A 13174-nucleotide genomic window follows, 5' to 3' on the forward strand; every position below is an offset into this window, starting at 1 on the left:
TTAAATTTCTTGCAAAGGCTACTAAGTTGTGATACGATTTAGTAGCCTTTATTGAGGTGAGTTGTGTGAATGTGAAGAAATTGTTACAATTATTCGTTGGATATTTACAAATTGAAAGAAATTATTCAAAATATACAATTGCAAGTTATCAAAATGATTTAGAACATTTTGTGCAATTTATGGAACGAGAAGGCATATCCTCTTTTTTAGACGTTACATACGCGGATGTTCGTTTGTACTTAACGACGTTACACGATGAAAAGTTAGCCCGTAAATCTGTCGCAAGAAAAGTATCAAGCTTACGAAGTTTATATCGTTTTTTGATGCGTGAAGGTTATCGAAAGGATAATCCGTTTGCACTTGCGTCACTCCCCAAAAAAGAATTGTCAATCCCAAAGTTTTTATATGCTGAAGAGTTAGAGGAATTATTTGAAGTTTCTGACACGGAAACGCCATTAGGTCAAAGGAATCAAGCTTTATTAGAGTTGATGTATGCGACTGGGATCCGTGTGAGTGAATGTGTCAATTTACAACTTACCGATATTGACTTTGCGGTGGGAACAATTTTAGTAATGGGAAAAGGAAAAAAACAAAGGTATATTCCGTTCGGAAGCTATGCGCAAGATTCTTTAATTACTTATATAGAGAATGGGAGAAAACAGTTAGTTAATAAGACTGACGAAGATTCTCATATGGTATTTTTAAATGCGAAAGGTACACCGCTAACAAGTCGTGGGGTTCGTTATGTTTTAAATGAACTCATTAAAAAGGCTTCGCTGACAATGCGGATAAGTCCCCATATGTTAAGGCATACATTTGCTACACATATGCTAGATGAAGGGGCGGATTTACGTACTGTACAGGAGCTATTAGGCCATGAAAATTTGTCGACGACACAAATTTATACGCATGTCTCTAAAGAAAGATTGCGTTCTGTTTACATGAAGCATCACCCGCGGGCATAAATTGCTTTAAAAGCTATAAAAACAAATAAAGGAGTTTTTTCTATGGGAAATTTCCACGCTACAACGATATTTGCAGTTCATCATAATGGAGAATGTGCAATGGCTGGAGATGGCCAAGTGACAATGGGAAATGCTGTTGTAATGAAACATACAGCTCGTAAAGTTCGTAAACTTTTCCAAGGTAAAGTTTTAGCTGGTTTCGCAGGATCAGTTGCTGACGCATTTACTCTTTTTGAAATGTTTGAAGGGAAATTAGAAGAGTATAATGGCAACTTGCAGCGTGCTGCTGTTGAAATGGCAAAACAATGGCGTGGCGATAAAATGTTACGTCAGCTAGAAGCGATGCTCATTGTCATGGATAAAACAACTATGCTCCTTGTTTCAGGTACAGGAGAAGTGATTGAACCGGATGATGGTATTTTAGCAATTGGATCTGGTGGGAATTATGCACTTTCTGCAGGTCGTGCTTTAAAGCAATATGCAAGTGAACACTTAACAGCGAAGCAAATTGCGAAAGCGAGTTTAGAGATTGCTGGCGATATTTGTGTTTATACGAATCACAACATAATTGTTGAAGAATTGTAGAATCGTAAGGGAGGCATATTATATGCATTTACATTTTACTCCGCGCCAAATTGTGGAAAAATTAGATCAATACATCATCGGTCAAAAAGACGCAAAGAAAGCGGTTGCTGTAGCGTTGAGAAATCGATATCGCCGCAGTAAATTAGCTGAAAATTTACGTGACGAAATTGCGCCTAAAAATATTTTAATGATTGGACCGACAGGTGTTGGGAAAACAGAGGTAGCACGACGAATGGCGAAACTCGTTGGAGCACCTTTTATTAAGGTTGAGGCTACAAAATTCACAGAAGTTGGATATGTGGGTAGAGATGTAGAGTCGATGGTACGTGACTTGGTGGAAACGTCGGTTCGTATCGTAAAAGAAGAAATGGTAGTGAAAGTTCAAGATAAAGCAGAAGAGCAAGCGAATCAACGTCTTGTTGAAATTTTAGTGCCGAGTCCGGAGAAGCAATCTGGATTCAAAAATCCATTAGAGATGCTTTTTGGAGGCGCTCAAAATTCGAATCAAACGTCTGATACACAAGAAGATGTTGAAATCGAAAAGAAACGTCAAGATGTGGAGAGAAAGCTTGCTGCAGGGCTTCTTGAAGAAGAAATTGTATCGATTGAAGTGACTGAACAACAGTCTTCCATGTTTGATATGTTACAAGGAACTGGCATGGAACAAATGGGAATGAATTTCCAAGATGCGCTAGGAAGTTTTATGCCGAAAAAAACGAAAAAACGTAAACTTTCTGTAAAAGAAGCAAGAAAACTCTTGACAAATGAAGAGGCACAGCGCTTAATTGATATGGATGAAGTTACACAAGAGGCTGTTTATCGTGCTGAACAGCTCGGGATTATTTTTATCGATGAAATTGACAAAATTGCTGGTAAGCAGTCGAATAGCGTAGATGTATCACGTGAAGGTGTGCAACGTGACATTCTGCCAATTGTAGAAGGGTCGAATGTTGCGACAAAATACGGATCAGTAAAAACGGATTATATTTTATTCGTTGCAGCTGGAGCGTTCCATATGTCTAAACCGTCGGATTTAATTCCGGAATTGCAAGGGAGATTTCCGATTCGAGTAGAATTAACAAAATTATCGACAGACGATTTTGTTAAAATATTAATCGAGCCTGACAATGCGTTAATTAAACAATATATGGCATTATTAGCGACTGAAGGTATAGAAATTGAATTTTCAGACGAAGCTATTCGTAAGATTGCTGAGATTGCTTATCAAGTTAATCAGGATACAGATAATATTGGAGCAAGAAGACTTCATACGATTATGGAGAAGCTCCTTGAAGATTTATCGTTTGAAGCATCTGAAATTACGTTAGAGAAAATAACGATAACACCTCAATACGTTGAGGAGAAATTAGCAACAATTGCTAAAAATAAAGATGTGAGCCAGTTTATTTTGTAATAGTGTCATCAGGTGACTCGCCCTAGTTTCCAAGTGATGAAAAAATATGTGAGTAACATGTAGGAGGAACTTTTGAAATGGAATTATTAGCAAAAACGAGAAAATTAAATGCGTTATTACAGAGCGCAGCAGGGAAGCCTGTAAACTTTAGAGAAATGTCTGACACAATGTGTGAAGTAATCGAAGCAAACGTATTCGTAGTTAGCCGTCGTGGTAAATTACTAGGTTATGCAATTCACCAACAAATCGAAAACGAACGCATGAAGCAAATGCTTGCAGAACGTCAATTCCCAGAAGAATATACACAAAGCTTATTCAACATTACAGAAACATCTTCAAACTTAGATGTGAACAGTGCTTACACAGCATTCCCAGTAGAAAACAGAGAATTATTCGGTCAAGGTTTAACTACAATCGTACCAATCGTTGGTGGCGGTGAGCGTCTAGGTACATTAGTATTAGCTCGTCTTGGTCAAGAGTTCTTAGATGATGATTTAATCCTTGCTGAGTACAGCTCAACTGTTGTAGGTATGGAAATCTTACGTGAAAAAGCAGAAGAAATCGAAGAGGAAGCGCGTAGTAAAGCTGTTGTTCAAATGGCAATCAGCTCATTATCTTACAGTGAGTTAGAAGCAATTGAGCATATCTTCGAAGAATTAAATGGAACAGAAGGTTTACTTGTTGCAAGTAAAATTGCTGATCGCGTAGGAATTACTCGCTCTGTAATCGTAAATGCACTACGTAAATTAGAAAGTGCTGGTGTTATTGAGTCTCGCTCTTTAGGTATGAAAGGAACATACATTAAAGTGCTAAACGACAAGTTTCTACAAGAACTTGCTAAATTAAAAACAAACTAATTTATAAAAAACTCTCCTCAATTGAGGAGAGTTTTTTTTGTGCAATGGATAGAAGATGCTTGTGAAAAGTGTCATAAGCGTGTTTTCTGGGAAAACTATTAATTGTATTTACTTTTTTGCTTAAAAGAAAAGAAGGTTGGTAATACTAGAATTCGAGTATGAACAAAGAAAGTTTTACATTGTTCGCATTTTCGACTTGATTGTAATATTTCAGTATGATATAGTAAGCAGTGGTGTCAGTACAAAGTACACACGTTTACTGATTTAAGTGTTGGTGCTACGTTTGTAGTTTCGCTTAGAGATGAAGTAAACGGAGGATATCAAAAACCATTTAGGAGGAACTATATTATGTCAGTAATTTCTATGAAGCAATTGCTTGAAGCTGGTGTTCATTTCGGACATCAAACTCGTCGTTGGAACCCAAAAATGAAGCGTTACATTTTCACAGAGCGTAACGGTATCTACATCATCGACTTACAAAAAACTGTGAAAAAAGTTGAGGAAGCTTACAGAACGATGCGCGACATCGCTGCTGAAGGCGGAGACATCTTATTCGTAGGTACTAAAAAACAAGCACAAGAAGCTATTAAAGAAGAAGCAACTCGTGCTGGTATGTACTTCGTTAACCAACGTTGGTTAGGTGGAACTTTAACAAACTTCCAAACAATCCAAAAGCGTATCAAGCGTCTTAAAGACATCGAAAGAATGCAAGAAGATGGTACTTTCGAAGTACTTCCTAAGAAAGAAGTTGTTCAACTTAAAAAAGAGTTAGAGCGTCTTGAGAAATTCTTAGGCGGTATTAAAGATATGAAAGGTCTTCCAAGTGCATTATTCGTAGTAGACCCTCGTAAAGAGCGTATTGCAGTTGCTGAAGCACGCAAATTACACATTCCAATCATCGGTATCGTTGATACAAACTGTGATCCAGACGAAATCGATCACGTTATCCCAGCAAACGATGATGCAATTCGTGCTGTAAAACTTCTTACATCTAAAATGGCAGACGCGATCCTTGAAGCAAAACAAGGTGAAGAAACTGTTACTGCGTAACAAAGTTGGAAAGGTGATAAGGGGTTCGGCCTTTTATCACCTTTTTTAAGGTATAAACACCTTTATAAAAGGTATAAATACATATTTTAGGAGGATGAAAAGTATGGCAATCACTGCTCAAATGGTAAAAGAATTACGTGAAAAAACTGGCGCAGGTATGATGGACTGCAAAAAAGCTTTAACAGAAACTAACGGCGACATGGAGAAGGCAATTGACTTCTTACGTGAAAAAGGTATTGCGAAAGCTGCTAAAAAAGCAGACCGCATTGCTGCTGAAGGTTTAACTTTCATTGAAACAAACGGTAACGACGCTTTAATCTTAGAATTAAACTCTGAAACTGATTTCGTTGCGAAAAACGAAGGTTTCCAAACACTAATTAAAGAATTAGCTGCTCACTTATTAACTAACAAACCAGCTAACGTTGAAGAAGCTATGGCTCAAACAATGGAAAACGGTAAAAAAGTTGAAGAGCACATCAACGAAGCAATCGCTAAAATTGGTGAAAAACTTACACTTCGTCGTTTCGAAATCGTATCAAAAACTGATGCAGATGCATTCGGCGCTTACCTACACATGGGTGGACGCATTGGTGTATTAACAGTTCTTGAAGGTTCTACTGATGAAGCTGCTGCTAAAGATGTTGCAATGCACATCGCTGCAGTTAACCCTAAATACATCGACCGCGATGCTGTAACAGCTGAAGAAGTTGAGCATGAGCGTCAAGTATTAACACAACAAGCATTAAACGAAGGCAAGCCTGAGAAAATCGTTGCGAAAATGGTTGAAGGCCGTCTAGGCAAATTCTTCGAAGAGATTTGCTTACTTGACCAAGCATTCGTTAAAAACCCTGATATGAAAGTTCGTCAGTTCGTTGAGTCTAAAGGCGGAACATTAAAAGGATTCGTTCGCTACGCTGTTGGTGAAGGTATTGAAAAACGCGAAGACAACTTTGCTGAAGAAGTAATGAACCAAGTAAAAGGTAGTAACTAATACAGATTAGGGAACACATTGTGTTCCCTTTTTTAAAATAAAGATGTAAGCAATTGGAGGTTCATTATGAGTAAACCGAAATATAATCGTGTCGTTTTAAAGCTAAGTGGAGAAGCTTTAGCTGGAGAGCAAGGATTTGGAATTAACCCAACTGTTATTAAGTCAGTTGCGGAACAAGTAAAAGAAATTGCAGAACTTGATGTAGAGGTTGCTGTTGTTGTTGGTGGCGGTAACATTTGGCGTGGAAAAATTGGAAGTGAAATGGGCATGGATCGTGCAGGGGCAGATTACATGGGCATGTTAGCGACAGTTATGAATTCATTAGCTCTTCAAGATAGCTTGGAGAATATCGGAATTCAAACTCGTGTACAAACTTCAATTGAGATGCGTCAAGTTGCAGAACCTTACATTCGTCGTAAAGCAGTTCGTCACTTAGAGAAAAAACGTGTTGTTATTTTTGCAGCAGGTACAGGTAACCCATACTTCTCTACAGATACAACAGCAGCATTACGTGCGGCAGAAATTGAAGCAGATGTAATTTTAATGGCGAAAAACAATGTAGATGGTGTATATAATGCGGATCCATCTATTGATCCAACAGCTACAAAATACGAAACGCTTACTTACTTAGATGTATTAAAAGAAGGTTTAGGTGTAATGGATTCTACAGCTTCTTCTCTATGTATGGATAATGATATTCCACTAATTGTATTCTCAGTTATGGAAAAAGGTAATATTAAACGTGCCGTTTTAGGCGAAAATATCGGAACAGTGGTAAGGGGGAAATAAATATGGGACAACAAGTATTGAAGTCTTCAAATGAAAAAATGGAAAAAGCAGTTGCTGCTTATTCTCGTGAATTAGCAACAGTTCGTGCTGGCCGTGCAAACGCGTCTGTATTAGATAAGGTACAAGTTGATTACTATGGTGCACCAACACCAGTTGTGCAATTAGCGAACATTACAGTTCCAGAAGCGCGTTTACTAGTAATTCAACCTTATGATAAAACTTCTATCGGTGATATTGAAAAAGCAATTTTAAAAGCAGATTTAGGCTTAAACCCTTCTAATGATGGAACTGTAATTCGTATTGCATTCCCTGCACTAACAGAAGAGCGTCGTCGTGATCTTGTAAAAGTTGTGAAAAAATATGCTGAAGAAGCAAAAGTTGCTGTTCGTAACGTACGTCGTGACGGAAATGATGATCTTAAGAAGCTTGAAAAAGCTGGCGAGATTACAGAAGATGATTTAAGAGGATATACTGAAGATATCCAAAAAGAAACAGATAAATATATTGCAAAAGTTGACGAAATCGCAAAAAACAAAGAAAAAGAAATCATGGAAGTGTAATAGCGATAACTTCGCAAATATGACCCTCTTCTTAAGGGGGTCTTTTTACACTTTTAGGCATACGTCTGCTTGCTGGAGGGTATGAATGATGTTTAAAAACTTTCCTTTTTTTAAAGGTAAAAAGGACACATCGTTTGATCATCTCGTTGAAGAAGTGAAAAAAGGATATATCCCAGAACATATTGCCATCATTATGGATGGGAATGGAAGATGGGCAAAGAGGAGAGCAATGCCTCGTATTGCGGGACATCATGAAGGTATGCAAGTTGTAAAGAAAATTACAAAATTTGCAAGTAAACTTAATGTGAAAGTGTTAACTCTCTATGCTTTTTCAACTGAGAACTGGAAAAGACCGAAAAAGGAAGTTGATTATTTAATGAAGCTTCCAGAAGAATTTCTAGGTACATTTTTACCAGAATTGATTGAAGAAAACGTACAAGTCCGAGTAATAGGGCAAAAAGATCGTCTTCCTACGCATACACGCAGAGCGATGGAGAAAGCCATGGAAGATACGAAAGAGAATACGGGATTAATTCTTAATTTCGCGTTAAACTATGGAAGTCGAGATGAAATCGTTTCTGCTGTGCAACATATGATGAAAGATAATGAGGAAGGAAAAATTCGTTCTGAAGAGGTAAGTGAAGAAATGCTTTCCTCCTACTTAATGACGAGTTCTTTACCTGATCCAGAGTTGTTAATCCGAACAAGCGGAGAGCTACGTATTAGTAATTTCATGTTATGGCAAATTGCATATTCGGAGTTTTGGTTTACAGACGTGTATTGGCCAGACTTCAAAGAAGAACATTTGCTAAATGCGATTACTGACTTTCAACATAGAGGGCGCAGATTCGGAGGCGTGTAGAAAGAGAGGGTTTGGTAGTGAAACAGAGAATTATTACTGGAGTGGTTGCTGCCGCGCTATTCATTCCCATCGTAATATACGGTGGCGTGCCTTTTACGGTTTTAGTGTATGCACTTGCTTCTATAGGTTTATATGAATTAATTCGTATGAATAAGCTTACGCTTATTTCAGTACCGACAGTTTTAGCTGCAGTATTATTGTGGATTCTTTTAATTCCAAGTAGTGCATCAGAACTGTTTACATGGATTGGATTAGGTAAATTGGAAATCACATTTGTGATTGTTTTATTACTTTTATCATATACAGTCCTTTCTAAGAATACATTTACTTTTGATAATGCTTCATTTTTACTGATGGCAACGACATATGTGGCAATGGGATTCTTATATTTAAATGAAACGAGAATATTAGGAATTAAATATGTATTTTGCGCATTATTTGTTATATGGGCTACTGATTCAGGCGCATATTTCGTAGGAAAAGCATTGGGCAAGAGAAAATTGTGGCCAGAAATTAGTCCGAATAAAACGATTGAAGGTTCATTAGGCGGTATCGTTTGTGGAATTATTGTGGCACTTGTTTACAACGTGTTCTTCCCAGTCGAATCGAATGTAGTAATTTTAATTGTGCTGACAATTATCATTTCTATTTTTGGACAAATTGGTGATTTAGTACAATCTGCTTTTAAACGTCATTATGGCGTAAAGGATTCAGGTACAATTTTACCTGGGCATGGTGGTATATTAGACCGAACAGATAGTTGGTTATTCGTTTTACCAATTCTCTACTTCTTATTACAATACAATTAATAAATGAACGAGGGGTTGGAGTCATGAAAAACATTAGTTTATTAGGTGCAAGCGGATCAATTGGTACACAAACTTTAGATGTATTACGCTCGCACCCAGACCAATTCCGTCTCGTTGCTTTTTCTGTAGGGAAAAATATTGACTACGCAGTAAAGGTAATTCAAGAATTTTCTCCGCAAATCGTCTCTGTGCAAAGAGAGGAAGATGTTTTAAAATTACAATCTGTTTCTGGTAATACAAAAATTGTATATGGTAGTGAAGGACTTTTAGAAGTAGCATTACATCCAGATGCGGAGATTGTAGTAAATGCTGTTGTAGGTAGCGTAGGGTTGTTACCAACACTTCGTGCAATTGAGGCGAAAAAAACAATTGGAATTGCAAATAAAGAAACGTTAGTAACTGCAGGACATCTTGTAATGGAAGCAGCACGAAAACATAATGTTTCGTTACTTCCAGTAGATAGTGAACATTCGGCTATTTTTCAGTGCTTGAATGGTGAAAATGAAAAAAGAATTTCTCGTCTTATTATAACGGCTTCTGGTGGAAGTTTCCGTGATAAAACGAGGGATGAATTGCATCATGTGACCGTAGAAGATGCGCTTCGACATCCAAACTGGTCAATGGGTTCGAAAATTACAATTGATTCTGCTACAATGATGAATAAGGGACTAGAAGTAATTGAAGCGCATTGGCTTTTTGGTATCCCTTATGAGCAAATCGATGTTGTTTTACATAAAGAAAGTATTATCCATTCTATGGTTGAATTTGAAGATCGTAGTGTAATGGCGCAGCTTGGTTCACCTGATATGCGAGTACCAATTCAATACGCACTTACATATCCTGATAGATTGCCTCTTTCAGACACAAAACAGTTAAACTTATGGGAAATAGGGACGTTGCATTTTGAGAAAATGGACCAAGAACGATTCCGTTGTTTACGTTTTGCGTATGAAGCTGGAAAAGCAGGTGGAAGTATGCCAGCTGTAATGAACGCAGCGAATGAAGTAGCGGTTGAAGCCTTTTTACAAAAGAGAATTGGTTTCTTAACAGTGGAAGACCTCATTGAAAAAGCAATGAACCATCACAATGTCATTGCACGACCGAGCTTAGAGGAAATTTTGGAAATTGATGCGGCCACAAGACGGTTTGTGATGGAACAAATTTAGCAAAGGTGGTTATGGAATTGAATACAGCGATTGCCTTTATATTAATTTTCGGTGCACTCGTATTTTTCCATGAGCTAGGGCATCTATATTTCGCAAAAAGAGCAGGTATTTTATGCCGCGAGTTTGCGATTGGTTTTGGTCCGAAAATATTCTCATTTGAAAAGAATGAAACGGTGTATACGATTCGATTACTGCCCCTTGGTGGCTATGTAAGAATGGCCGGCGAGGATGCGGACACAGTTGAGTTAAAGCCTGGGAAAAAGGTTGGCCTTGTATTAAATGAAAAAGACGAAGTTGTAAAATTAGTTTTTGATGGATATGAAAAGTATCCAAATGTTCGTGTTATTGAAGTCGAACAAGCTGATTTGGAGCATAATTTAACAATTTCGGGCTATGAAGAGTACGAGGAAGAGCTTCAAACATTCCGAGTGAATGAAAAGGCTCGTATTATTACTGCGGGGGAAGAAATTCAAATTGCTCCGTATAATAGACAATTTGGCTCGAAAAAACTAGGGCAACGCGCTTTAACAATCTTTGCGGGTCCTGCAATGAACTTCATTTTAGCATTTGTTATTTTTGTGATTCTTGGATTTGTACAAGGGGTTCCTATTGACAAACCAATGGTCGGAAAAGTGATGGATAACAGTGCAGCACAGCAAGCTGGATTGAAAGAGAATGATACAATTCAAGCTATTGATGGGAAAAACACAAGTACATGGAAAGATGTTGTTACTATTGTACGTGAAAACCCAAATAAAGAAATTACGTTACAAGTAAAGCGTGATAATGAACAGTTTAATGTGAAAGTAACGCCAACACTCGATAAAGAAGGAAAAGACGAAGTTGGTAGAATCGGTGTGTATTCTCCTGTAGAGAAAACAGTAATGGGTTCTATTAAATCAGGATTTGAACAAACGTACCAATGGACGAAACTAATTTTTGAATCTCTTGTTAAATTAGTAACTGGTCAATTTTCTATTAATGAGTTATCAGGTCCAGTAGGAATTTATAATCTAACAGATCAAGTTGTAGATTATGGGTTTACGCGTGTACTAAGTTTAGCTGCAGTTCTAAGCATTAATCTTGGTTTATTTAATTTATTACCAGTTCCTGCTTTAGATGGTGGCCGTTTATTCTTCTTCTTAATTGAAGCGTTACGAGGGAAACCAATTGATCGCCAAAAAGAAGGAATGGTTCACTTTATTGGTTTTGCATTATTAATGTTACTTATGTTAGTTGTAACTTGGAATGACATTCGTAAGTTTTTCTTGTAAAATAAAGTGAAACTTATAATGAAATAGAGCTCGTAGAATAAAATCCCTCACCTAACTCGAGGTGAGGGGTTTTACTGCGTGTAAGAGTAAAATGAAGAGGTGCAAATAAATGAAACAAAGTATGGTATTCAGTCCTACATTACGTGAAGTTCCAGCTGATGCTGAAATTAAGAGTCATCAGCTATTACTTCGTGCAGGTTTTATGCGTCAAAATGCTTCTGGTATTTATAGCTTTCTACCATTTGGATTAAAAGTATTACACAAAGTAGAACGTATCGTTCGAGAAGAAATGGAGCGCGCAGGAGCTGTAGAATTATTAATGCCAGCTATGCAAGCTGCGGAATTATGGCAAGAATCAGGTCGTTGGTATTCTTACGGATCTGAATTAATGCGTATGAAAGATCGTAATGCTCGTGAATTCGCATTAGGAGCGACACATGAGGAAGTAATTACGGATCTTGTGCGTGATGAAGTGAAATCATATAAAAAATTACCGTTAACATTATACCAAATTCAAACAAAATTCCGTGATGAGCAAAGACCTCGTTTCGGCTTATTACGTGGAAGAGAGTTTCTAATGAAAGATGCATACTCTTTCCATGCTACACAAGAGAGCTTAGATGAAGTATACGATCGTTTATATAAAGCATACTCTAACATTTTTGCTCGCTGTGGCTTGAATTTCCGTGCAGTTATTGCTGATTCTGGAGCAATGGGCGGAAAAGATACACATGAATTTATGGTATTATCTGATGTTGGTGAAGATACAATTGCATACTCTGACACATCTGATTATGCAGCAAACATCGAAATGGCTCCTGTTGTAGCTACGTATACGAAGAGTGACGAAGCAGAAAAAGCACTTGAAAAAGTAGCAACACCAGACCAAAAAGCAATTGAAGAAGTATCTGCATTCTTAAACATCGAAGCTGACAAGTGCATTAAGTCTATGGTGTTTAAAGTAGATGAGAAATTAGTAGTGGTACTTGTTCGTGGTGATCACGAAGTAAACGATGTGAAAGTGAAAAATGTATACGGCGCTTCAGTTGTTGAGCTTGCTTCTCATGAAGAAGTAAAAGCATTATTAAATTGTGAAGTTGGTTCATTAGGACCGATTAATGTAACAGGTGATATCGAAATTATTGCTGATCATGCTGTAGCATCAATTGTTAACGGATGTTCAGGAGCGAATGAAGAAGGATTCCATTATGTAAATGTAAATCCAGAACGTGACTTTAAAGTAAGTCAATATACAGATTTACGCTTCATTCAAGAAGGAGACCAATCTCCAGACGGAAACGGAACAATTCTTTTTGCACGCGGAATTGAAGTTGGTCATGTATTCAAATTAGGAACTCGTTATAGTGAAGCAATGAACGCAACATTCCTGGATGAAAACGGAAAAACACAACCACTTATTATGGGTTGTTACGGTATCGGGGTATCTCGTACAGTGGCAGCAATTGCAGAGCAGTTTAACGATGAGAACGGCTTAGTTTGGCCAAAAGCTGTAGCACCGTTCCATGTGCATGTAATTCCAGTAAATATGAAATCGGATGCACAACGTGAAATGGGTGAAAATATCTACAACTCATTACAAGAACAAGGCTATGAAGTGTTATTAGACGATCGTGCAGAACGTGCAGGTGTTAAATTTGCAGATGCAGATTTATTCGGTCTTCCAGTTCGTGTTACAGTTGGTAAAAAAGCAGACGAAGGTATTGTAGAAGTGAAAGTACGTGCTACAGGTGAGTCTGAAGAAGTAAAAGTAGAAGAACTTCAAACATATATTGCAAATATTTTAAAATAAGAAGAGGTACCTCGTAATGGGGTACCTTCTCTTTCTTTGTAA

13 protein-coding genes are annotated in these 13174 nt (G+C 37.5%); all 13 read left to right on the plus strand.

Annotation, left to right across the window (positions count from 1 at the left end; all coding sequences use genetic code 11):
• Positions 1 to 65 precede the first annotated feature (65 nt).
• Positions 66 to 965 (plus strand): tyrosine recombinase XerC, encoded by a 900-nt coding sequence (xerC, locus tag IQ781_RS24300; protein ID WP_001101243.1) that lies wholly within the window; start codon positions 66 to 68, stop codon positions 963 to 965.
• A 42-nt stretch (positions 966 to 1007) separates the two neighbouring features.
• Entirely contained in the window at positions 1008 to 1550 is a 543-nt protein-coding gene (gene hslV / locus IQ781_RS24305; protein WP_000526272.1) for an ATP-dependent protease proteolytic subunit HslV, read from the plus strand.
• A 22-nt stretch (positions 1551 to 1572) separates the two neighbouring features.
• On the plus strand, positions 1573 to 2964 hold the full coding sequence (gene hslU / locus IQ781_RS24310; RefSeq protein ID WP_000550078.1) for an ATP-dependent protease ATPase subunit HslU: 1392 nt from the start codon (positions 1573 to 1575) through the stop codon (positions 2962 to 2964).
• Positions 2965 to 3041: 77 nt separating this feature from the next.
• Positions 3042 to 3821, plus strand: coding sequence for a GTP-sensing pleiotropic transcriptional regulator CodY (gene codY / locus IQ781_RS24315; protein WP_000421290.1), 780 nt, complete (start codon positions 3042 to 3044; stop codon positions 3819 to 3821).
• 348 nt (positions 3822 to 4169) lie between these two features.
• Positions 4170 to 4871: a 30S ribosomal protein S2 gene (rpsB, locus tag IQ781_RS24320; protein ID WP_000111485.1), complete on the plus strand. Its 702-nt coding sequence runs from the start codon at positions 4170 to 4172 to the stop codon at positions 4869 to 4871.
• A 103-nt stretch (positions 4872 to 4974) separates the two neighbouring features.
• Positions 4975 to 5862 carry a translation elongation factor Ts gene (gene tsf / locus IQ781_RS24325; protein ID WP_001018578.1) on the plus strand — a complete coding sequence of 296 codons (888 nt, stop codon included), beginning with the start codon at positions 4975 to 4977 and terminating at the stop codon, positions 5860 to 5862.
• 66 nt (positions 5863 to 5928) lie between these two features.
• On the plus strand, positions 5929 to 6651 hold the full coding sequence (gene pyrH / locus IQ781_RS24330) for a UMP kinase (protein WP_000042668.1): 723 nt from the start codon (positions 5929 to 5931) through the stop codon (positions 6649 to 6651).
• A 2-nt stretch (positions 6652 to 6653) separates the two neighbouring features.
• Positions 6654 to 7211, plus strand: a complete 558-nt coding sequence (gene frr / locus IQ781_RS24335) for a ribosome recycling factor (protein WP_000531501.1) — start codon at positions 6654 to 6656, stop codon at positions 7209 to 7211.
• Positions 7212 to 7296: 85 nt separating this feature from the next.
• On the plus strand, positions 7297 to 8073 hold the full coding sequence (gene uppS, locus IQ781_RS24340) for an undecaprenyl pyrophosphate synthase (protein ID WP_000971296.1): 777 nt from the start codon (positions 7297 to 7299) through the stop codon (positions 8071 to 8073).
• A gap of 17 nt (positions 8074 to 8090) precedes the next feature.
• On the plus strand, positions 8091 to 8882 hold the full coding sequence (gene cdsA, locus IQ781_RS24345; RefSeq protein WP_000813592.1) for a phosphatidate cytidylyltransferase: 792 nt from the start codon (positions 8091 to 8093) through the stop codon (positions 8880 to 8882).
• 23 nt (positions 8883 to 8905) lie between these two features.
• A complete protein-coding gene (gene dxr, locus IQ781_RS24350; RefSeq protein WP_000790373.1) occupies positions 8906 to 10048 on the plus strand; it encodes a 1-deoxy-D-xylulose-5-phosphate reductoisomerase in 1143 nt (380 codons plus the stop codon).
• Positions 10049 to 10065: 17 nt separating this feature from the next.
• Positions 10066 to 11322: an RIP metalloprotease RseP gene (rseP, locus tag IQ781_RS24355; RefSeq protein ID WP_001090243.1), complete on the plus strand. Its 1257-nt coding sequence runs from the start codon at positions 10066 to 10068 to the stop codon at positions 11320 to 11322.
• A gap of 109 nt (positions 11323 to 11431) precedes the next feature.
• Entirely contained in the window at positions 11432 to 13132 is a 1701-nt protein-coding gene (locus IQ781_RS24360; protein ID WP_000814302.1) for a proline--tRNA ligase, read from the plus strand.
• The last annotated feature ends 42 nt before the right edge of the window (positions 13133 to 13174 follow it).

Origin of the sequence: Bacillus sp. N447-1 (assembly GCF_022701035.1) — a bacterium.
Lineage (GTDB): Bacteria > Bacillota > Bacilli > Bacillales > Bacillaceae_G > Bacillus_A > Bacillus_A cereus.

Coding starts and splice junctions, on each gene's coding strand:
- rpsB (WP_000111485.1), top strand. CDS start 4,170: ATGTCAGTAATTTCTATGAAGCAATTGCTTGAAGCTGGTGTTCATTTC.
- uppS (WP_000971296.1), top strand. CDS start 7,297: ATGATGTTTAAAAACTTTCCTTTTTTTAAAGGTAAAAAGGACACATCG.
- tsf (WP_001018578.1), top strand. CDS start 4,975: ATGGCAATCACTGCTCAAATGGTAAAAGAATTACGTGAAAAAACTGGC.
- hslV (WP_000526272.1), top strand. CDS start 1,008: ATGGGAAATTTCCACGCTACAACGATATTTGCAGTTCATCATAATGGA.
- codY (WP_000421290.1), top strand. CDS start 3,042: ATGGAATTATTAGCAAAAACGAGAAAATTAAATGCGTTATTACAGAGC.
- dxr (WP_000790373.1), top strand. CDS start 8,906: ATGAAAAACATTAGTTTATTAGGTGCAAGCGGATCAATTGGTACACAA.
- hslU (WP_000550078.1), top strand. CDS start 1,573: ATGCATTTACATTTTACTCCGCGCCAAATTGTGGAAAAATTAGATCAA.
- pyrH (WP_000042668.1), top strand. CDS start 5,929: ATGAGTAAACCGAAATATAATCGTGTCGTTTTAAAGCTAAGTGGAGAA.
- IQ781_RS24360 (WP_000814302.1), top strand. CDS start 11,432: ATGAAACAAAGTATGGTATTCAGTCCTACATTACGTGAAGTTCCAGCT.
- frr (WP_000531501.1), top strand. CDS start 6,654: ATGGGACAACAAGTATTGAAGTCTTCAAATGAAAAAATGGAAAAAGCA.